This is a genomic window from Cyanobium sp. LEGE 06113 (assembly GCF_015207615.1).
In genome coordinates this window covers 248,259-267,235 of the sequence record NZ_JADEWM010000002.1, presented here as the reverse complement: position 1 = coordinate 267,235, position 18,977 = coordinate 248,259, and the positions used below count along the sequence as shown (strand labels likewise).

General features: G+C 69.7%; 18 protein-coding genes and 2 pseudogenes. 7 read left to right on the top strand and 13 right to left on the bottom strand.

Features of this window, described 5'->3' with window-relative positions; translation table 11 throughout:
* Positions 1-169 precede the first annotated feature (169 nt).
* On the top strand, positions 170-361 hold the full coding sequence (locus IQ220_RS05440) for a sigma factor SigF (RefSeq protein WP_186699703.1): 192 nt from the start codon (positions 170-172) through the stop codon (positions 359-361).
* Here the strand turns inward: IQ220_RS05440 and IQ220_RS05435 are convergent.
* From IQ220_RS05435 to IQ220_RS05415, 5 genes are all read right to left on the bottom strand, one after another.
* Positions 309-1,085, bottom strand: a complete 777-nt coding sequence (locus tag IQ220_RS05435) for a sigma-70 family RNA polymerase sigma factor (protein WP_193913478.1) — start codon at positions 1,083-1,085, stop codon at positions 309-311. The two genes, IQ220_RS05440 and IQ220_RS05435, sit on opposite strands and share 53 nt — an antisense overlap.
* Positions 1,086-1,204: 119 nt before the next feature.
* The gene (locus IQ220_RS05430; protein WP_193913476.1) at positions 1,205-2,032 is read right to left on the bottom strand and encodes an ATP adenylyltransferase; all 828 of its coding nucleotides are present in this window, start codon (positions 2,030-2,032) and stop codon (positions 1,205-1,207) included.
* Positions 2,022-2,975 (bottom strand): SpoIID/LytB domain-containing protein, encoded by a 954-nt coding sequence (locus tag IQ220_RS05425; RefSeq protein ID WP_228008878.1) that lies wholly within the window; start codon positions 2,973-2,975, stop codon positions 2,022-2,024. The genes IQ220_RS05430 and IQ220_RS05425 overlap by 11 nt, the downstream gene beginning before the upstream one ends.
* A gap of 26 nt (positions 2,976-3,001) precedes the next feature.
* The gene (locus IQ220_RS05420) at positions 3,002-3,901 is read right to left on the bottom strand and encodes a PhzF family phenazine biosynthesis protein (protein ID WP_193913474.1); all 900 of its coding nucleotides are present in this window, start codon (positions 3,899-3,901) and stop codon (positions 3,002-3,004) included.
* A complete protein-coding gene (locus IQ220_RS05415; RefSeq protein WP_193913472.1) occupies positions 3,898-4,848 on the bottom strand; it encodes an NAD(P)H-dependent glycerol-3-phosphate dehydrogenase in 951 nt (316 codons plus the stop codon). The genes IQ220_RS05420 and IQ220_RS05415 overlap by 4 nt, the downstream gene beginning before the upstream one ends.
* Positions 4,849-4,932: 84 nt before the next feature.
* Between IQ220_RS05415 and IQ220_RS05410 the strand changes: the two genes are divergently transcribed.
* The gene (locus tag IQ220_RS05410) at positions 4,933-5,679 is read left to right on the top strand and encodes an SDR family NAD(P)-dependent oxidoreductase (protein WP_186699694.1); all 747 of its coding nucleotides are present in this window, start codon (positions 4,933-4,935) and stop codon (positions 5,677-5,679) included.
* Positions 5,680-5,701: 22 nt separating this feature from the next.
* On the opposite strand, the gene IQ220_RS05405 is transcribed toward IQ220_RS05410, so the two are convergent.
* Positions 5,702-6,094 carry a DUF2237 family protein gene (locus tag IQ220_RS05405; RefSeq protein ID WP_370561684.1) on the bottom strand — a complete coding sequence of 131 codons (393 nt, stop codon included), beginning with the start codon at positions 6,092-6,094 and terminating at the stop codon, positions 5,702-5,704.
* Between the two features lie 143 nt (positions 6,095-6,237).
* Between IQ220_RS05405 and IQ220_RS05400 the strand changes: the two genes are divergently transcribed.
* A complete protein-coding gene (locus IQ220_RS05400; RefSeq protein WP_186699692.1) occupies positions 6,238-6,465 on the top strand; it encodes a hypothetical protein in 228 nt (75 codons plus the stop codon).
* Positions 6,466-6,509: 44 nt separating this feature from the next.
* Here IQ220_RS05400 and IQ220_RS05395 read toward each other — a convergent pair whose 3' ends face one another.
* The 3 genes and pseudogenes from IQ220_RS05395 to IQ220_RS05385 form a co-directional block, all read right to left on the bottom strand.
* Complete coding sequence (locus IQ220_RS05395) at positions 6,510-6,782, bottom strand: DUF4090 family protein (protein WP_186699690.1); 273 nt, start codon at positions 6,780-6,782, stop codon at positions 6,510-6,512.
* A 58-nt stretch (positions 6,783-6,840) separates the two neighbouring features.
* Positions 6,841-10,403, bottom strand: a pseudogene (gene metH / locus IQ220_RS05390) (methionine synthase).
* Positions 10,404-10,574: 171 nt separating this feature from the next.
* Positions 10,575-11,492 (bottom strand): branched-chain amino acid transaminase, encoded by a 918-nt coding sequence (locus IQ220_RS05385; RefSeq protein WP_186699686.1) that lies wholly within the window; start codon positions 11,490-11,492, stop codon positions 10,575-10,577.
* A gap of 68 nt (positions 11,493-11,560) precedes the next feature.
* Here IQ220_RS05385 and cobN point away from each other — a divergent pair, with 68 nt between their 5' ends.
* Positions 11,561-15,373 (top strand): cobaltochelatase subunit CobN, encoded by a 3,813-nt coding sequence (gene cobN, locus IQ220_RS05380; protein ID WP_193913716.1) that lies wholly within the window; start codon positions 11,561-11,563, stop codon positions 15,371-15,373.
* 2 nt (positions 15,374-15,375) lie between these two features.
* Here the strand turns inward: cobN and IQ220_RS05375 are convergent, their stop codons facing one another.
* The 3 genes and pseudogenes from IQ220_RS05375 to hemJ form a co-directional block, all read right to left on the bottom strand.
* Positions 15,376-15,918 (bottom strand): hypothetical protein, encoded by a 543-nt coding sequence (locus IQ220_RS05375; protein ID WP_193913470.1) that lies wholly within the window; start codon positions 15,916-15,918, stop codon positions 15,376-15,378.
* A 29-nt stretch (positions 15,919-15,947) separates the two neighbouring features.
* Positions 15,948-16,617, bottom strand: a pseudogene (locus IQ220_RS05370) (PHP domain-containing protein).
* A 14-nt stretch (positions 16,618-16,631) separates the two neighbouring features.
* Positions 16,632-17,207, bottom strand: a complete 576-nt coding sequence (gene hemJ, locus IQ220_RS05365; protein WP_186699681.1) for a protoporphyrinogen oxidase HemJ — start codon at positions 17,205-17,207, stop codon at positions 16,632-16,634.
* Between the two features lie 118 nt (positions 17,208-17,325).
* Between hemJ and IQ220_RS05360 the strand changes: the two genes are divergently transcribed.
* The gene (locus tag IQ220_RS05360; protein ID WP_370566334.1) at positions 17,326-17,736 is read left to right on the top strand and encodes a DCC1-like thiol-disulfide oxidoreductase family protein; all 411 of its coding nucleotides are present in this window, start codon (positions 17,326-17,328) and stop codon (positions 17,734-17,736) included.
* 19 nt (positions 17,737-17,755) lie between these two features.
* On the opposite strand, the gene IQ220_RS05355 is transcribed toward IQ220_RS05360, so the two are convergent.
* Positions 17,756-18,067 carry a hypothetical protein gene (locus IQ220_RS05355; protein ID WP_193814093.1) on the bottom strand — a complete coding sequence of 104 codons (312 nt, stop codon included), beginning with the start codon at positions 18,065-18,067 and terminating at the stop codon, positions 17,756-17,758.
* Positions 18,068-18,175: 108 nt separating this feature from the next.
* On the opposite strand from IQ220_RS05355, the gene IQ220_RS05350 reads away from it, so the two are divergent.
* A complete protein-coding gene (locus tag IQ220_RS05350; RefSeq protein WP_225875854.1) occupies positions 18,176-18,427 on the top strand; it encodes a chlorophyll a/b-binding protein in 252 nt (83 codons plus the stop codon).
* Between the two features lie 8 nt (positions 18,428-18,435).
* Positions 18,436-18,963, top strand: coding sequence for a superoxide dismutase family protein (sodC, locus tag IQ220_RS05345; RefSeq protein ID WP_193913468.1), 528 nt, complete (start codon positions 18,436-18,438; stop codon positions 18,961-18,963).
* The last annotated feature ends 14 nt before the right edge of the window (positions 18,964-18,977 follow it).

Here is an 18,977-nt window from a genome sequence, read left to right as displayed (position 1 = left end):
GGCCATGCAAGGACGTCCGCGGCGCTGCATCTGAGCGGGAGAATCCGGATCACCTTACCGGAGCCGATCCCCGCTGGGTTCAGCCGCTGCTCCGCCGGGGCATGGATCGAGGGCCCGCTCTCAGGCGGGCCTGGCCACCGCTAGAACCTTGTTCTACGACTCCACTTCCATGTTTCCCCCCTTCGGTTGCTGTGGCCCTGCTGAGGCCGCCGGCGATGGTCTGCGCCGCCACCAGGAGCGCAAGCTGCGCATGCTGCGCTTCTGGCGCGATGGCATCGAGCGCCAGCTGGCGGCGGTGAGCGCGGCGATCAGCACCCTGGAACAGCAGATGCAGCGGGATGCTGCTGAACCCCAGGGCTGAGCAGCCAGCCCCGCAGCTCGGCGAGCCCCTTGCGCAGCCGGCGTTGCACCGTCATGGGGCTCACCTGCAGGGCCGCTGCCGTTCTCCTGTAACTCCAACCCCCCAGGATCACCTTCTCCACCACGAGCCGCAGGGGTTCCTCCAGCCGGGCCAGCAGCAGCGCGGGAGCCTCCTGTGAGCCGTGGTCATGGTCCTCGTGGCTGGCGCCATCCCCGTGGCCGGCCTCAAGCTGCAGCTCCTCCAGCGAGGGCAGACGCACCAGTCGCTCGGCGGCCATCAGCTGCTGCCAACGGGCCTGGCTCAGGCCCAGCTGGCGGCGCAGCTCCTCCTCCGTGGCGGGGCGATGGTGGGTGGCGAACCACTCAGCTCTCAGCCGGGCCAGCCGCTGCCGCTGTTCATCGAGGCGCCGGGGCAACCGGATCGGCAGAGCCACGTCGCGGAGGTAGTGGAGCAGGGCCCCCCGGATGTGGGGCCGGGCGAAGGCCTCGAAGGGCGTGGCCATGGCGGGCCGGTAGAGCTCGGCGGCCCGCAGCAGGCCCATCAACCCCACCTGGATGAGGTCGTCGAGGGGTTCCGGGCAACGGTGGTGGTAGTGCAGGGCAATCGGCCGCACCAGGGCCCTGTACTGCTCCACGCGGCGGTTGCGGGCCGCGACGCCGCTGGCGCCTGGAGCTGGGGCGAGGCCAGCGACGGATTTGGAACGAGTGGCTGTAGAGGTTGTCATAGGAGGGTGCCAACGGAAGAGTGGCTAAGAGCAACCCCATCGGGCTGCCTTGTTTCCAGCGACGCCCATCCCCCGCTGCCCTGGCAACCGTGGAACCACTGAATCTCGGGGCCTGGGCCTCAGAGCGGTGTGGCCACCCGCCGCAGCAGCTCCCAGGGGCCGTGGCACAGCAGCCAGGAGAGATCGGAGCGCTTCGTGGCCAGCAGATAGCCGGCGAACCCGAGCCCGTTGACGCTGTAGCCGGCGCAGTGCTCCTGATCCCGCCGCACCGTCAGAAACCACTCGTCATCGAAGAGCAGGTTGTAGGGATGGCGTGGCTGGGGATCGTGCCGGGGATCCCCCAGGCCGAGCTCTTCCGCATGGCGCAGGTAGAGCGCTTGCAGCTCCGAGGGATCGTTGGGGCACTGGCGGGCACTGAGCCGGTAGCACCAGGGCCAGGCAGGGCTCTCCTGGCGGAGCTGGCTGCGGAACGTCTCCACCAGGGGGCAGCTGGCTTCGCCGGCGTGGCGGGGCAGCAACTGCAGATGGCGATGGGGCTGGCTGGCCCCCGCAGCGGCGCAGCTGTTGAAGAACCAGAAGCCCGCGGTGTCCTCGGCCAGGTAGGCCACGGCCTGCCAGTCGGCCAGGGCGATCCAGCCGGCCTGGGGCGCCCAGTCCTGCGTGATCACCAGCAGGTGGCCAGGCTGCACGGGGAACTTGTTGAGCAGCAGCACGTGGCTGTGGCCCAGTCGCTCCACCTCCAGCGCCCGATCCCAGGGCAGGAAGGGATTGGGCCGAGGCCCCTCCCGGCGCAGGTGCTTGGGAGTGGCGCTCAGCAGGCGGCGCAGCACGAAGGGCTGCAGGGCGGGCTGGGCCACCAGCTCGGTGCGCAGGGGCACCAGATCACCACTGCCCTGGGCGGCCTGGGAGATCTCCAGCGCCGCCTTCCAGAGCCGTTCAACCCGCACCGGCCTTCAGACGCGCCAGCGAGGCCCCCTGGTAGTAGTGGCCGAGGATCTGGTTGTAGCGGTACCCCTGCTTGGCGAGGTCCTGGGCACCGTGCTGGCTCATGCTGGCGCCGAGATGGCCGTGGGCTTCCAGGCTGATCTGTCGGTTGGCGGCGTAGAGGCTCTCCACGATCGCGCCCTGGTAACTGAGGATCAGGCCCGCGGTGGAGGCGGCGGCCTGGCGGGTCGGCTCGCTGACGCTGGCCATGCCTCGGTAGGCCTGCCAGCGGGTGGTGTCGCCCAGATGCCAGTGCCGGTCGGCGGGCCTGGCCATGTGGGCCAGGGCATAGGAGCGGGCCGCCACCGCCTGGGCCCGCAGGGCCTCCGGCGACCAGCTGCTGGGCATCTCCGCCCCTACCACCGAGGTGATGTAGGTCTCGAGGGGGAGGTGGTTCACCAACCGCAGCCGGCCCTGCTGCTGGATCAGCCGGATGCGGCCGGCATAGGGCTGACCGTTGACCAGCAGGGCTTCGCCGCTGGTCTGGAACCAGGCTTCCGGCACGGCCTGCAGCGCACCGGAGAGACGCACCCTCTCGCCGGCACCACCCTGCTGGAGCAGGGCCCCGTCGCGGCTGAGCAGTTGCCAGGGTCCCCGGGCCGAAAGGCTGGGGTCGGCGCCGGCCCGTAACAGGGCCACGCGGATCTCGAGGTCGAGGGGGGCGGCGGCGGCGGGCTCAGCCAGCCCCAGCGAAGGGGCCTCTGGGGTGGGCAGGGGGTCCATCCTGCGGGCCTCGAGGCTGCGCAGCTGGTCGGCGTCCGCATCCGTGTCAAGGGCCGGCGGTGGCACCGCCATTAGCGTGTCGAGCAGCTCCCCCTGAACGCTGCCGTAGGACTGGGGAGCCAGGGTCTGGGCGGCAAAGCCGGTGGCCACGGCCACGACGGCCAGGGGCGTGGCCACCAGCATCTGCCGGGTGAAGGGACTATTCAACCTCAGCCCAAGCGGCCAGGAAAGTCGTCTCCAGAACCGAGATGCACGTGTCCGTCCCAAAGGAGATGCCCCGATCCGCTCAAGCGGATCATGCCTGAAAACGCGGCCTCGCACACCATGCCGCCCGGCCTGGGGGAACACTGCCAGCCCGCCACCCTGGGCAGCTCCAGCTGCTGCAGCCACCAGGGCGCTACCAACGCATGGGCAGAGCCCGTGACGGGGTCTTCATCGATGCCCAGCCCGGGCGCCAGAAACCGGAGCTGGTAGCGGCAGGTCTCGTTGAGCACAGCCGGCGCCGCCGGCCCCTCAGCAGCGAGTGGCTGCATCAGCACCAATCCAGGGCGTTGGCCGGGCGGAATGGCGCTGGCCGGCAGAACGGCTGAGGCCAGGGGGGCCGAGGCCGGCAGCAGCAGGACCGTGTAGCCGAGAGGGGACGTCCAGTGGCCCTCAACGCCGCAGGCCAGCCATGTGCTCACCAGGTTGCCCAGTTCCTGGGGCAGCGGGGCAGGCACCAGGCCACTGCTGGGCAGCACGATCCAGCCGGCAGCCAGGCCATCCCGCGTCGTTGCGGGGCTGGTGAGCAGCCTGGCCTCCAGGGGGCCGCTGAGGCTGTGGAAGCGCAGCGTCGACCCCGGCGCCACCAGGCCCCAGTGGCCCAGGGCCAGCAGCGCCGCCAAGGTGGCATGGCCGCAGAGGGGCACCTCACAGGTGGGCGTGAACCAGCGGAGCTGCCACTCCTGCTGCTGCCGCCAGAGGAAGGCGGTCTCCGATTGGTTGAGGCTGCGGGCCAGCCCCTGCAGGCAGCTGTCCGGCAGCGGCTGGTTGACCAGCACCACAGCCGCTCCGTTGCCGCTGCAGGGCCCTGAGGCAAAGGCCTCCACCAGCACGGCGGGAAGCTTCATGGCTGCGCCCACGGCTGTGGCTGTGGCTGACCCTGGACCTCGGGCCGCAGCTGGCGCTGCATCAACGCCTGGGCCGCCTGGTCTGGACTGCAGCGACCATCCAGCAGAGCCACCACCTGGGCCGTGATCGGCAGCTGCCAGCCATGGCGATCCGCCAGCACCAGGGCCGCACGGGCCGTGCGCAGGCCCTCCACCGTGGCCCCGATGCTGCGCTCCACCTCCGCAGGGGCCAGCCCCTCCGAGAGCAGCCGGCCGCTGCGGTAGTTGCGGCTGAGGTCACTCGTGGCCGTGGCCATCAGGTCGCCCAGGCCAGCCAGGCCATAGAGGGTGGCGGGCTGGCCCCCGAGACCGGCGAGCACCACACCGATCTCCGCCAGGCCTCGCGTCAGCAGGGCAGCCCGGGCGTTGGCCCCCAGGGCGAGACCGTCGGCGACGCCGGCCGCCACGGCGATCACGTTCTTGAGTGCCCCTGCCACTTCGGTGCCGATCGGATCGGGATTCGTGTACAGGCGCAGGGTGCTGCTGCTGAGCTCAGCCTGCAACCGCTGGGCCAGCGGCAGGTCGTCGCTGGCGAGCACCGCGGCGGCGGGCAGGCCCTGACGCAGTTCCGCAGCCAGGTTGGGGCCGCTGAGCACCAGCAGCGGCACCGCGCCGAGCTGGCGGCGCCAGAGCTGGCTCGGAGTGGCCAGCAGGTCGAGGTCGAGGCCCTTGGTGCAGCTCAGCAGGGGCGTGCCCGAGGGCCAATGGGGCCCAAGCCAGCGGGCCAGGCCTTCGATGCCCGCCATCGCCACAGCCGCCACCACCAGATCGGCCCCAGGCAGCACCCCGGCGGGGGCGACCCCATCGCGCCGGGACCAGCTGCTGAGGCTGTGGCCCTGCTGCTGCCACAGCTCAGCCAGGGTCTGGCCCCAGGCTCCGCGGCCGAGCACGGCGATGCGAAGGGGCATGGGGCAGCGCGGCGAGGGAGCCGTCAAGGTTGGCACCATGGGGCCTCCTCGGCTCCCCCCCGGGCCCGCTTCTCCTGAGCCGCCATGGCCCGTGCCGATTCCGTCTTCCGCTCCTGGTGTGGTCGGGCCCTGGTGGTGGGCTGCGGCGGCATCGGCCAGGCCCTGCTGCGGGAGCTGGCCCGCCGTGCGCCGGCTCTGGAGTTGCTGGGGGCCTCCCGGCGCGACTTCCGCACGGCTGAGCCTGCCGTGGCCTGGCTGCCTCTGGATGTGACCTGTGATCACAGCCTGCAGCAGCTGGGCGAGTCCCTGGCGGAGGGGCCACCGCTACGGCTCGTGCTCAACAGCACCGGGCTGCTGCATGACACCGAGCTGCAGCCCGAGAAGCGGCTGTCCCAGGTGAGCCGCTCGACCCTGGAGCGCAGCTTCGCGGTGAACGCCTTTGCCCCGATTCTGCTGGCCCAGGCGATCGAGCCGTTCCTGCCGAAGCAGGAGCCCTTTCATCTGGCCAGCCTCTCGGCCCGGGTGGGCAGCATCGGCGATAACGGCCTGGGGGGCTGGTATGGCTACCGGGCGGCCAAGGCCGCCCAGAATCAGCTGTTGCACACCCTGGCCCTGGAATGGCGCCGGCGGCTGCCGCTCGGCTGCGTCAGCCTGCTGCATCCCGGCACCACCGCCACGGCCCTCTCAGGGCCCTTTCAGGCCAATGTGCCCCCCGAGCGGCTGTTCAGCCCCGAGCGGGCCGCTGGCCACCTGCTCGATGTGCTCGAGGGGCTGGGGCCGGAGCAGAGCGGGCGGTTCTGGGCCTGGGATGGAGCGCCGATCCCCTGGTAGCGACAACGGGCTGGGCACCAGCTCAGGCGGCGTGCTGACGCAGCACCTCCAGGGGGATCACCTCCAGGGTGCTGGCCTCGGTGGCCTGCAGCCGCACCGGTGGCGCCATGCCGTCTTCGTAGGCCTCCAGCCAGCGCGGTGCGCAGACGCACCAGTGGTCGCCGGCTCGCAGGCCGGGGAAGCCGTACTGCGGCGCCGGGGTGCTCAGGTCGTTGCCCTGGGCGCGGCTGTAGTTGAGAAAGGCCTCGTTGACCACACAGCACACGGTGTGGCGGCCCAGGTCGGCGCCGTTGGTGCGGCAGTTGCCGTCGCGGAACCAGCCGGTCATCGGCTCACAGCTGCACAGCTCCAGGGGCTCCCCGAGCACGTTCTGGTCGGCCACCGGCCTGGTACTGGTCTGGGTCACGTGGTCCAAACAGACTGCGTTGGCCAGTCTGGCGAATGTGACGGACTGCCCGCCATCTCGGCAAAGTTCGGCCAGATGGTTGACGGATTCCGGGGGGGAGGCGTTAAAGGTCGGAGAGCGCGATCCAACCGTCGTTCTGTGCGCCCCCCTACATGAGCTGGGAATTCACCGAGGATGCGGCCTTCCTGGCCCTCTGCGATGCCTACAAAGAAAGTGGTGAACCCTCCGCCATGGAGTTCCTGGCCCACGGGGAGGGGGCGTTCCATTTCCAGGAGCTCACCCAGAACGCTGCTGGGGAGGGCCTCGACCTCAGCGACTCCTCTGACCTGGAGCAGTTCCAGCAGGAGGTGATCGACAGCCTCGAGGAGATGTGCAGCTGAGGCCGGAGCCCAGCCCCGGCGCTCAGCCTCGCCAGCTGCTGTGATCAGGCGTAGAAGAAGGCGATCTCCTTGGCCTTGAGCCCCTCCCAACCGGCCGCCTTGAGGCGGGCATCGAGGCTGGCCTGGTCCAGATGCTTGGAGCCGGTCTTGACCACCCGGTTGCGCATCGATTTGGTCACGCCGCTGCGGGCCCGGCGGCTTTCGAGCTCCATCACCTCTCTGTAGAGGCTGAGCATGCCTGCGGGGATGGGTGAACCGTCCAGGTCCACTCCCGCCTGGATGGCGGCATCGACACCATCAGGACCGGCAATCGCCATGGAAACTCCAGGGAGGAGCCCCCAGGCTACGGGGCCTCCAGGGCCCCCTGGCGCGCCGTCAGGCACTGAAGTAGCGGGCTTTGCTGTGCAGGGCCACCAGGGCCGTGGTGCTCTGCTCGGGCTCCAGCTGGTCGCTCTCGTCCATGCTCAGCCCGATGCGCTCAGCGCCGAGCCACGCCAGTTGCTGGCGCGAGTCGGCCACGTTCGGACAGGCCGGGTAGCCGAAGGAGTAACGGCTGCCCCGGTAGCGCTGGGCGAGCACGTCGCGCAGTGCCTGGGGCTCCTGGGCCGCGAAGCCCAGCTCGCGGCGGATGCGGGCGTGGAGCCACTCGGCGAGGGCCTCGGCCATCTGCACGCCCAGGCCGTGGAAGTAGAGGTAGTCGGTGTACTGGTCGGCCGCGAACAGCTCCCGGGCAAACTGACTGGCCCGCTCGCCCATGGTCACCGCCTGCATCGGCATCACGTCGGTGGCCACGGGCTCGCCGGCGGGGCCGCTGGCCAGGTCGCGGTAGAAGTCGGCGATGCAGTAGCGGTTGCCGCCGCGCTGGCGTGGCAGTTCGAAGCGGCCCAGCTGCTGAGCGGGGTTCCGAGGGTCAAACAGCAGCACGGCATTGCCCTGGCGGCCGCAGGGGAAATAGCCATAGGCCACCCGGGGAGTGAGCAGCTGCTCCTCGAGGCAGCGCTGCTGCCACTGCTGCAGCACCGGCTCCGCCTTGGCGACCAACATGGCCTCGTAATCCTCGCGGCTCTGCTGCTGGGTCTTGCGCAGCTGCCACTGACCGGCAAAGAGGGCGTTGCGATCGAGATAGGCGAACACCTCGTGGAGGGGAATCTCGGCCGCGCTGAGCACGCGGCTGCCCCAGAAGGGCGGTTCCAGGGCCTGCTCCTCCGGCACGGTGTCGGAGCGGTGATCGTTGGGGCCCGCCTGGGCTTTCTGGAGGCTTCTGCCGGCGCCACCTCGGCACCTGTGGCTTCCCCGTCATCTGGCCGGGTGGACGGGCTGTCGCCGGGCTCCACAGCCGGGCCGTCACTGAGGCCCACACCCTCCGGGGTGCCGTTGAGAAACCCTTGCCGGTCGTCCCAGCCCTCGGCCGCCTTGGCCTCCATCAGGGCGTCCATGAAGCGCAGATCCGCAAAGGCATCACGGCCATACACCACTTGGCCCGCATAGGTGGCGCGGCAGTCGCCGTGCACGAAGCGGGGCGTCAGCGCCGCGCCGCCGAGAATCACCGGGGCAGTGATGCCCACCTCATTGAAGGCCGCCAGATTGTCCTTCATGAAGGCGGTGGACTTGACCAGCAGGCCACTCATGGCAATGCAATCAGCCTGGTGCTTCTGCTGAGCTTCGATGATGGCATCACAGCTCTGCTTGATACCCAGGTTAATCACTTCGTAGCCATTATTTGTGAGGATGATATCAACGAGATTCTTGCCGATGTCGTGCACATCGCCTTTCACGGTGGCGATCAGAAACTTGCCCTTGCTGGAGCTCTCGCCTTCGAGCCGCTCCATGTGTGGCTCCAGGGTGGCCACGGCAGCTTTCATGGTTTCGGCGCTCTGCAGCACAAACGGCAGTTGCATCTGCCCTGAGCCGAACAGCTCGCCCACCACCTTCATGCCATCGAGCAGGAAGGTGTTGACGATGTGCAGGGCCGGGTAACGCTGCAGCGCCTCTTCAAGCGAGCCCTCCAGCCCGATGCGCTCACCATCGATGATGTGCTGCTTGAGCCGCTCTTCCACCGGCAGATCAGCCAGGGAAGGGCCTGAGGCACGGGCCTCCTTGGCGCTCACTCCTTCAAACAGGGTGGTGAGCTCTGTGAGGGGGTCGTAGGTGCAGATGGCCCCCGGCTGGTCACTCTCGAAACGGCGCTCGTCGTAGATCAGATCACGGCACACCTGCTGGTGCTCCTCACTGATCTTGACCAGTGGCAGGATCTTGGCCGGGCTCACGATGGCCGCATCCATGCCGGCCTGGCAGCACTCGTGCAGAAACACCGAGTTCAACACAATGCGAGAAGCTGGTGAGAGCCCGAAGCTCACATTGCTCACACCGAGCACCACGTGAACACCCGGCAGGTTCTCGCGGATCAGGCGGATCGACTCCACCGTGGCCATGGCATTGCCCCGGTCTTCCTCGATGCCCGTGGAGATCGGCAGAGCGAGGGGATCGTAGAAGAGCTCATGGGCCGGAATGCCGAACTCCAGGGCATCCCGGTAGGCGCGCTGGGCAATCACGAACTTGCGCTGCGCCGTGCGGGCCATGCCTTCCTCGTCGATCGTGCCCACCACCACGCCAGCCCCATACTGGCGGGCCAGTTCAAGCACCTTGAAGAAGCGTTCGTCGCCGTCTTCGTAGTTGGTGGAGTTGAGGATGCACTTGCCACCGGCCACCTTCAGGCCCGCCTCCATCTTCTGCCACTCGGTGGAATCGAGCATCAGCGGCAGGTTCACATTGGTCACCAGCCGACTCACCAGGTCGTGCATGTCGCGCACGCCATCGCGACCCACATAGTCCACGTTCACATCGAGCACGTGGGCGTTCTCCTTCACCTGGCCGCGCGCCACCGCCACCAGGCCATCCCAGTCCTCCTCGGCCAGCAGCTCACGCACCTTTTTGCTACCGCTGGCGTTGAGGCGTTCGCCGATGATCAGGAAGGAATTGTCCTGGTGATAGGGCGTGGTGCCGTAGATCGAGGCCGCCGCCGGCTCCACCTGCAGCAGCGGCCGCGCGTGGCGGGTTTCGGGGGTACGCACGGCCCGTGGCGCCGGCCTGAGGCTGGCCGCCATCTCCGTGAGGGCGCCGATGTGGGCCGGGGTGGTGCCGCAGCAGCCGCCGATCACCTGCACGCCGAGATCCTCCACGAAGTGCATCAGCTGCATCGTCATCTCCACCGGCGTCAGCCGGTAGTGGGCCACGCCGCCCACGTTCTCCGGCAGACCCGCGTTCGGGATGCAGCTCACCACGAAGGGACTGTGGGCGCTGAGGTAGCGGATGTGCTCCTTCATCTGCTCCGGCCCGGTGGCGCAGTTGAGGCCCAGCACATCGATCGGGAACGGCTCCAGAATCGCCACCACAGCCGCGATGTCGGAGCCCACCAGCATGGTGCCGGTGGTTTCCATGGTGACGCTCACCATCAGTGGCCGGCGCTCACCGGTGCGCTCGAAGGCCACCTCGATGCCCTGCAGGGCGGCCTTGATCTGCAGCACGTCCTGGCAGGTCTCCACGATGAAGAGATCCACATCGCCGGCCAGCAATCCCTCGGCCTGCTCGGCGAAGGAGGCCTTCATGGCGTCGAAGTCCACATGGCCCAGGGTGGGCAGCTTGGTGGTGGGGCCCATGGAGCCGGCCACGAAGCGGGGCTTGTCGGGGGTGCTGTAGGCGTCGGCCACCTCGCGGGCCAGTTCGGCGGCGCGCTTGTTCAGCGCAAAGGCCTGGTCGGCGATGTCGTATTCGGCCAGCACCAGGGAGGTGGCCCCGAAGGTGTCGGTTTCGATCACATCGGCGCCCACCTCCAGGAACTGCCGGTGCACGGCCTGCACCGCATCCGGACGGCTGATCACCAGATACTCGTTGCAGCCCTCCAGGGCCGCACCGCCGAAGTCCTCGGCGCTGAGATCCATCTGCTGCAGCGAGGTGCCGGTGGCACCGTCGAACACCAGCACCGGGCGCTCAGGGGCGTGCAGGCGCTCGAGGAAGCCCAGGCGCTGGGGCTTGGATCCGGCCGTAGGGGCCTCAGCGGCCGGACTCGATGACAGGGCTGGGGTCATGGCGACGTGGTCATGGCTGGGGCGTCAGCTGTCGAGGCGAAGGCGGGTCACCCAGTGCTCATAGGCGGGATCGCGGCCTTCCGTGATCGCCACGAGCCGCTCGCGCAGCCGCTCCATCACCGGGCGCTCCGTGGGCAGGTCGGTGGTTTCCACCCGCCGTACCGGCGTCACCTTGGCGGCGGTGCCGCTCAGGAACACCTCCTCGGCGATGAACAGCTCGCTCTTGTCCACGCCGCGCTCGATCACCTCCAGGCCCATGGAGCGGGCCAGTTCGATCACGCTGGCGCGGGTGATGCCCTCGAGAATGTCCTGATCCACCCCGGGGGTGATCAGCTGTCCGTCCCGCACGAGGAACAGATTCATGCCACTGGCCTCGCTCACCTTGCCGCGGCTGTTCATCAGGATGGCCTCGTCGAAACCGCTCTGCACGGCCTCCGTCTTGGCCAGGGAGCTGGTGATGTAGGCCCCACTGATCTTGCCGCGCAGGGGCAGGGAGCGATCCTCCTGCCGCGTCCATGAACTGATCCGGCAGCTCACGCCCTCCGGCGACAGATAGTCGCCCAGCTCAAGCCCGTAGATCAGGAAGTTGGTTTCGATGTTGTGCAGGCGCGGGGCGATGCCGAGGTCACTGGTATAGACAAACGGACGCAGATACACCGGGCAGCTGGGCTGGTTGGCCTGCAGAAAGGCCACGATGGCCTCGTGGATCGTGGCCTCAGGCAGATCGGTGAGCAGCAGCCGTGCGCTCTGGCTCAGGCGCCGGGCATGGCGATCAGCCCGGAACAGCAGAATCTCCCTGGGGTCGGCCGGATTGGGCAGGGCGCGCATGCCGCCGAAGGCCCCCGTGCCGTAGTGCAGGGCGTGGGTGGCCACCGAGAGCGTGGCGTCCTCGAAGCGCACAACCTTGCCACCGAACCAGGCATAGGGCAGGAACTGATGCATGGGTGCGCGGGCTGCGGGTAGGGCCTGGGTGCCCCGATCTTCTCACTGCAGCCAGCAGGATGGGGGGCATGCACAGGCTGGCGGCGCAACCGGGGGGATCGGAACAGGCTGATGCTGGCGCCTATGTGGAGCAGCCCGCGGCCCCGGTGCTGCTGCTCACCAGCGCCGACACCGATCTGGTCAGCATCGAGCGGGTGCTGTCGGCTGAGCCGGCACTGGTGGGGGCTGAGCTGCGGGGCCTGAACCTGGCGGCCTTGGCCCACCCGGCCGTGATCGACCACTACCTCTCCAGCACCGTCCGCCACGCCCGGCTGGTGGTGGTGCGTCTGCTGGGTGGGCGCGGCCATTGGAGCTACGGGCTCGACCAGCTCAGGCTCTGGGCACAGGGGAGCCTGGCTCCGGGCGGCCAGGGGGGCAGCAGGCTGGCTCCACGGCAGCTGGTGGTGCTGGCCGGCACGGCGGAGGATGAGCAGGCGCTGGCTTGCTGCGGCACGGTGGACCCCGAGCTGGCCCTGGCCCTGGGGCGCTGCCTGCGCGAGGGCGGAGCGGCCAACGTGCGGCTGGTGCTGGCTGCCCTGGGTGCGCTGGCCCGGGGGCAGGTGCCAGCGACCCCAGTGCCCCAGCCGCTGCCGGACCCCACGCCCCACGACTGGCGCGACGAAGGCGGACCGCGGGTGGGGGTGATCGCCTATCGCGCCCTGCTGCAGGCCGGCGATGTGGACCTCATGGAGAGCTGCCTGGCGGCCCTGCGGCGCCAGGGCCTCTGCCCCCGGGGTCTGTGGGTGAGTGGTCTGCGCGAGCCGGCCGTGCAGCGGGGGGTGGCCGATCTGCTGGGCCGCGAGGCGGTGGAGGCCGTGCTGTGCAGCACCTCCTTCGCCTCGGTGCAGTTCGAGGAGGCCGGCCTGGGCGCGCCGCTGTGGGAGGCCCTGGCCGTGCCGGTGCTGCAGCTGCTCTGCAGCAGCCGGCCGCGCCAGGACTGGCAGGCCAGCAGCATCGGCCTGGCCCCCACCGATCTCACTCTGCAGGTGGCACTGCCGGAGCTGGACGGCCGCATCACCACCCGGGTGGGGGCCTTCAAGCAGACGCGCCGGGCCAGTGAGCAGCTGGCCTCCGCCCTGCAGGGGTACCACCCGGACCCGGAACGGCTCGACTGGATCGCCGCCCTCACGGCCCGCTGGGTGACGCTGCGTCGCACGGCGCCCCAGGAGCGCCATGTGGCCCTGGTGCTGGCCAACTACCCCACCCGCAACAGCCGCCTGGCCAATGGCGTGGGGCTGGACACACCGGCCTCCACCGCCCTGATGCTGCGCTGGTTGCGGGACGCGTGCCTCAGCCTTGGTGACGGCCCCCTGCCCGAGGACGGTGACGCCCTGATCCAGCAGCTGCTGGCAGGCCTCACCAACGACGCCGAGAGCGGCCACCGCCCCGCCCTCGACCAGTTGCCGTTGGAGCACTACGAGGCCTGGTATGGCGAGCTGCCGGTTGAGGGCCGCAATCGGCTGGAGGCGGTGTGGGGGCCACCCGGCCAGGACGCCGGCCTGGTGCCGGGCCGCAACGGGCGGCCGGCCTTTCCGATCCGGGGGCTGCGCTTCGGCCACGTGGTGGTGCTGATCCAGCCCGAGCGCGGCTACGACCGCGACCCCAGCCTCTGTTACCACTCCCCCGATCTGCCGCCCACCCACGCCTACCTGGCCCAGTACCTCTGGTTGCGGGAGCTTTTCGGCGCCCATGTGGTGGTGCATGTGGGCAAGCACGGCAACCTGGAATGGCTGCCCGGCAAGGGCCTGGGCCTCTCGAATCAGTGCTATCCGGAGTGGGCCCTGGGGCCGATGCCCCACCTCTATCCCTTCATCGTCAACGACCCCGGCGAGGGATCCCAGGCCAAACGCCGCAGCCAGGCGGTGATCCTCGACCACCTCACCCCGCCCCTGGGCCGGGCCGGCCTTCACGGTGAGCTGCAGCAGCTGGAGGCCCTGCTGGATGAATACTGGGAGGCCTGCCAGCTGGGCAGCGAGCGACGCGTACCGCTAAGGGCCACGCTGCTGGAGCGGCTGCAGTCGCTGGAGCTGCCCCTGGGGAAGGTGGAGGAGCGCAGGGAGTCGGAGCTGGAGGCACGGCTGGAGGCTGCCGACGGCTACCTGTGCGAGCTGAAGGAGGCCCAGATCCGCCTGGGGCTGCACACCTACGGCCAGCTCCCCGCCGAGGCGCCCCTGGCGGAGCTGCTGCTCTGCCTGGCCAGGCCCCCCCAGGCGGGGGTGGCGGGCCTCACCCAGGCCCTGGCTCGGGATCTGGGCCTGGAGCTCGATCCCTGGGCCGATCCCGAGGAGCTGCCCCTGCCCACCGGTGACGGCCAGCGCCTGCTGGCCCGCGCTGCCGGCAACGCCACGGCCATCAGAACCGTGGGCGATGCCGTGGCCTGGCTGGAGGAGCACGCCCTGGAGCTCTGCCAGCAAGAGCTGGACGATTCGCCCAACCGCGGCAAGGAGGCACCCCAGCCAGCGGTGGGGGGCCTCGTGATCGGTGAGAGCACTCAGGCGACCCTGCAGCACCTGCGCCAGCAACTCCTGCCACGACTGCTGGCCTGCGCCGACGCGGAGAAGCAGGCCTTCCTGGGGGGCATCGCCGGCGAGCGCATCGCCGCGGGCCCGGCCGGCGCCCCCACCCGCGGCCGGCCCGACCTGCTGCCCACCGGGCGCAATTTCTACTCGGTGGATCTGCGCGGCCTGCCCACCGAGGCCGCCTGGGACCTGGGCCGCCGCAGCGCTGAGCTGCTGCTCGAACTGCACCTCCAGGACGAGGGGGAGCCGCTGCGCCAGCTCGCCCTTTCGGTGTGGGGCACCAGCACGATGCGCAACGGCGGCGAGGACATCGCCCAGGCCCTGGCCCTGCTCGGGGTGCGGCCGGTCTGGGACGGCCCCAGCCGCCGGCTGGTGGATGTGGAGGTCATTCCCCTGTCCCTGCTGGGACGCCCCCGGGTGGATGTGACCCTGCGCATCTCAGGCCTGTTCCGCGACGCCTTCCCCCAGCTGGTGGCCTGGGTCAACCGGGCCACGGCCCTGGTGGCCGGCCTGGATGAGGACGGCAGTGCCAACCCCCTGGCGGAGGCGGCCCGGCGCGAGGGCCACAGCGCCCGGGTGTACGGCTCCGCCCCGGGGGCGTACGGCGCCGGCCTGCAGGGCCTGATCGACAGCGGGGCCTGGGAGCAGCGGAGCGATCTGGGGGAGGCCTTCCTGGCCTGGAGCAGCTGGCGCTATGGCCCCGCAGACGGCATATCAGGCGGGACCCCAGCTGCTGGCCTGCTGGTCAGCCCAGACCGGGGTGGCCTCGAGCAGCGGCTGCGGGCCGTGCAGGTGGTGCTGCACAACCAGGACAACCGCGAGCACGACCTGCTCGACTCCGATGATTACTACCAGTTCCAGGGGGGCCTCAGCGCCGCTGCCGAGGGCCTGCAGGGCCGGGCGCCGGCACTCTGGTTCGGCGACCACTCGCGCAGCTCACGCCCCCGCCTGCACCGGCTGGAGAAGGAGTTCGACAAGGTGCTGCGCAGCCGGGTGCTCAACCCCCGCTGGATCGACGCCATGCGCCAGCACGGCTACAAGGGCGGCTTCGAGATGGCCGCCAGCCTCGACTACCTGTTCGCCTACGACGCCAGCACCGGCCGGGTGCCGGACTGGGGCTACGGAGCGATCTGCGAGCGCTGGCTGCAGGATCCCGAGGTGCGCGCCTTCCTGGAGCAGCACAACCCCTGGGCGCTGCGGGACATGGGCGAACGTCTGCTGGAAGCCCACCACCGCGGCCTCTGGGAGGGGGCCAGCGACACCCAGCTCGCCGGCCTCAGGCAGTTGGTGCTGAGCAGCGAAGCCAGCATCGAGCAGGCCTGACCTCAGGTGTTGAGGTCCTTGACCATCTGGCGGAAGGGATCGATGGCGCCGGGCTTGCCCGTGGGCTGCTGGGTGATCTGGGGCTGGGCGGTCTTGGCGGCGGCGGCCTCCTCCTTCTCCTGCTTGATGGCAGCAGGCCCCCCGGGCACGTTCACCCCGGCGGAGGAGCCCTTCTTGCGCTGGTCCAGCTGGGCCGCGGACATCTGCTGGGGGAAGGTCTTCTTCACCGGCGTGGGCACGCCTCCGGAGAGGTTCAGCCGCTGATCAGAGGCGACACCGCCGGGCATGCCTTCGGAGATCCTGTCGAGCTTGGTCTCCATCGAGGAGACCTCCACCACCATCTCCTTGTTGCCGGGGTTGTCGGCGCTGCCTGGGAAGGTGTGGCGAATGGTGTTGGAGCGCTTCATCAGGTTGACGTCGCCCAGGCTGCTGGAGGCGTCGGCGTCCAGGAACATGGCCTCCGTCTTCTTGGCGGGCTGGCGCTTGGTGACTGGGGCGCTCTTCGCATCGGAGCCGGAAGAGAACAGGCGATCAAACAGACCCATCGACTACCAAGAGAATGCTTCTACAAACCCTAGCGGCCATGGAGGTGCAGGCCATGGGTATCCGTACCACAACTCATCAATAGGCCCCGGGCCAGCAGGTCTCTGGCGATCGCCTCGCAGACGAGCGGGGTGGGCTGCCAGCGGGGCTGCATGCCGTAGTCGTACCAGGCCTCAGCGCCATCGAAACCGAGCTCGCCGCCGCGGCGATCAGCCGCTGGAAGGGCAGCCGGTAACGGGCCGGATGGGCCAGCAAGGCCAGGCCCCCTGCGGCATGGATCGCCTCCACCACGGCGGCGGCCCGCAACTCAGGACCCACCACAGCCTGGCCCAGCAGGTAGGGCGCCAGGCTGGGATGCTGTTCGGCGAAGCCGAGGGCGAGCACATGCACCAGGCAACCCTCCAGCAGGCAGCTGATCTCAACCCCCCGCCAGAGGGTGGGGGCCCGGACCCCGGCGGCTTCTGCCGCCTGAAACGCCTCGAGCACCAGTGGGTAGGAGCCGAGGGCGTGGTGGTCGGTGACGGCCAGGTGCTCCAGGCCGAGGGCCAGGGCCTGCTCGGCGAGGCCACCCGGACTGAGACTGCGTCGCTGCAGGTGGTGTGGCAATGAAAGTTGAGCTTGCTGGGACAGCTGCCGGGCTCCACACCGGCCAGCACCGCCGCCAGGGGATGCTGCGATCGGATCAGGCTGCCGGAGCGCATCGCCATCACCCCGTTCAGGCCCCGCCGGCCAGCTGCTCAGCCCTGAGCCGCCGCCAGCGGGCATAGAACTGGATCGAGGCCGCCATGGCCACCACCAGGGCCACCAGGAACCAGGTGGCCGCTCCGGTGGGGAACTGGTTCTTGAACACCACCAGCATCACCACCACCACCAGCAGCAGGGTGGGAAGTTCATTCAGGGCCCGCAACTGGCGGCCGCTCCACTGGCAGTCCTGGCGCTGCAGCTGACCCATCAGCCGGTAGCAGAAGGCGTGGTAAGCCAGCAGCGCCACCACGAAACCCAGCTTGGCGTGCATCCAGCCCTGCTGCAGCCAGGCGGGATTCACCAGCAGCAGCCCTACCGCACAGACCACCGCCACGACCATCCCCGGGGTGGTGATGATGTTGGCCAGGCGCCGCTCCATCAGGCTGTATTGCTGGTGGAAGGCCTGCTGCAGGGGCGGCTCCAACGCCTCCGCCTCACGGTGGTAGATGAACAGCCGCACCAGATAAAAAAGCCCGGCGAACCACACCACCACTCCCACGATGTGGAGGGTCTTGAACCACAGGTAGGCCTCAGGAGGCCAGGTCATGGCGAGCAACATGCCGCACTGGTGGGGCTTGTTCAGGGTAGGGGGCACCACAGGCGGCGGCCGGTGGCCTCCGAACGGGTCAGCTGATCGCCAGCATGGAAGCTGTCTGGAGCGGGCCGTGGTACAGCCAGCCTCCCCGATCGTGCTGGTCTTCGATGGGGGTTGTCCCTTCTGCCGCCACTTCGCTGAACTGAGCGAGCTGCGCAGCGGCATCCCCCTCCTCGAGATCCGCGATGGACGGGCCGACACGGCCCTGCGCCGGCAGCTGGGCGCCCTCGGCTATCACCTGCGCGACGGTGCCATGGTGCTGGAAGAATCCAGGGTTTGGCATGGCGCGGAGGCAATCGCCTGGATCTGCGCGCGAATGGAACCCAGCGCGGCTCTGCTGCGGGTGCTGGCCCCGCTGATGGCCGACAGCCAACGCAGCCGCATGCTCTACCCGGGGCTGTTGCTGGCCCGGCGCCTCGCCCTCGGCTGGCGCGGCCTGCCGGTGGATCCAGAGAGCGAGGGCCTGGCCGAGAGCGGCTGAGGCCTCAGAGTGAACGGCCTCAGGAAGAAGCGCGGGCCTTGCCTGCAGCTGCGGCGGCCTCCCAGGCGGTGACGCCGGCCAGCACAAGAAACCCACCCAGGCCGATCAGCTGGTTGCGTTGCATCAGATCAGGCTGCAGAACCGGGTCGAATCCCTGGGCCTGCAGGGCCCCGGCCACGAACCAGGCCGTGGCCAGGGCTGAGGTGATCCAGTAGGCCTTCCAGCGCCGTTGGTAGATGTAGCCCGTGCCGAGCCCCGGCACCAGGTTCAGCACAACCGCCACCCAGAGGCTGCCGCTGGCCAGAATCTGCTGCTTGCTGAGGGGTTCCATGGGCGGCAGGGGGAACAGCCAGGCACGTTGGCCCCACCTCTAGCGCACTGGAATGGGTCTGGCGCACTGGAATGGGCCCTAGGCTCCACGCCAGCACAGGTCCAGTCCATGGTCACAGAGAAGATGAAGCAGTACATCCCGCCGGCGGGCTCCGAGGCGTTCAGCTACGAGCCGGTGGAGCGTTTCGGCGAAGGTCTCACCACCAATCGGCCCTGGAATGTCTCTGCCCTCAGCGGCGTGGAGCGGCTCAACGGCCGGGTGGCGATGCTCGGCTTCCTGGCCGCCGTGGTGGGGGAACGGCTCAGCGGCGAGGGCATCGTGGGCCAGCTGGCCGCAGTGCTGCGCTGGTATCTGGGCTGATGCTGGCCATGATCCAAGGCGTGCTCGCCGGCCTGGTGGCCCTGCTGCTGCTGGTGCCCGCCCCGGCCCTGGCCACCGACCTCCAGCTGGAGTTGCGCCGCATTGATGCCACGGGCGTGGGCGATCCGATCGGCAGCCTCAGCCTGCGCGACACGCCCGGGGGCCTGGAGATCCAACCCGCGCTGGCAGGCCTGCCCCCCGGGGAGCACGGCTTTCACCTGCATGCCCTCGGCAGCTGTGAGCCCGGCATGGGTGAGGCAGGGCCTGTGGCCGGCCTCGGCGCTGGCGGCCACTGGGATCCGGACGGCAGCGGCCACCATGACGGCCCCAACGGCAACGGCCACCGCGGCGACCTGAGCCGCCTGATCGTGGCTGCCGATGGCAGGGCCCACGAGGCGGTGCGGGCCCCACGGCTGCAGGTGAGCGACCTGGCCGCGAAGGCCCTGATCGTGCATGCCGGCGGGGACACTTACACCGACACGCCGCCGCTTGGGGGTGGTGGAGCCCGTATCGCCTGTGCGGTGGTGCCCGCCTGAGCCGGGCTGAAAGG

What these genes read in the sequence shown, in the direction of transcription:
- IQ220_RS05395 (WP_186699690.1), bottom strand. Translation starts at nt 6,782, where the DNA reads ATGGCGATTGCCGGTCCTGATGGTGTCGATGCCGCCATCCAGGCGGGA.
- IQ220_RS05350 (WP_225875854.1), top strand. Translation starts at nt 18,176, where the DNA reads ATGGTCACAGAGAAGATGAAGCAGTACATCCCGCCGGCGGGCTCCGAG.
- IQ220_RS05375 (WP_193913470.1), bottom strand. Translation starts at nt 15,918, where the DNA reads ATGGGTCTGTTTGATCGCCTGTTCTCTTCCGGCTCCGATGCGAAGAGC.
- IQ220_RS05435 (WP_193913478.1), bottom strand. Translation starts at nt 1,085, where the DNA reads ATGACAACCTCTACAGCCACTCGTTCCAAATCCGTCGCTGGCCTCGCC.
- IQ220_RS05420 (WP_193913474.1), bottom strand. Translation starts at nt 3,901, where the DNA reads ATGAAGCTTCCCGCCGTGCTGGTGGAGGCCTTTGCCTCAGGGCCCTGC.
- IQ220_RS05425 (WP_228008878.1), bottom strand. Translation starts at nt 2,975, where the DNA reads ATGCTGGTGGCCACGCCCCTGGCCGTCGTGGCCGTGGCCACCGGCTTT.
- IQ220_RS05440 (WP_186699703.1), top strand. Translation starts at nt 170, where the DNA reads ATGTTTCCCCCCTTCGGTTGCTGTGGCCCTGCTGAGGCCGCCGGCGAT.
- IQ220_RS05355 (WP_193814093.1), bottom strand. Translation starts at nt 18,067, where the DNA reads ATGGAACCCCTCAGCAAGCAGCAGATTCTGGCCAGCGGCAGCCTCTGG.
- hemJ (WP_186699681.1), bottom strand. Translation starts at nt 17,207, where the DNA reads ATGACCTGGCCTCCTGAGGCCTACCTGTGGTTCAAGACCCTCCACATC.
- IQ220_RS05400 (WP_186699692.1), top strand. Translation starts at nt 6,238, where the DNA reads ATGAGCTGGGAATTCACCGAGGATGCGGCCTTCCTGGCCCTCTGCGAT.
- IQ220_RS05415 (WP_193913472.1), bottom strand. Translation starts at nt 4,848, where the DNA reads ATGCCCCTTCGCATCGCCGTGCTCGGCCGCGGAGCCTGGGGCCAGACC.
- sodC (WP_193913468.1), top strand. Translation starts at nt 18,436, where the DNA reads ATGATCCAAGGCGTGCTCGCCGGCCTGGTGGCCCTGCTGCTGCTGGTG.
- IQ220_RS05410 (WP_186699694.1), top strand. Translation starts at nt 4,933, where the DNA reads ATGGCCCGTGCCGATTCCGTCTTCCGCTCCTGGTGTGGTCGGGCCCTG.
- cobN (WP_193913716.1), top strand. Translation starts at nt 11,561, where the DNA reads ATGCACAGGCTGGCGGCGCAACCGGGGGGATCGGAACAGGCTGATGCT.
- IQ220_RS05385 (WP_186699686.1), bottom strand. Translation starts at nt 11,492, where the DNA reads ATGCATCAGTTCCTGCCCTATGCCTGGTTCGGTGGCAAGGTTGTGCGC.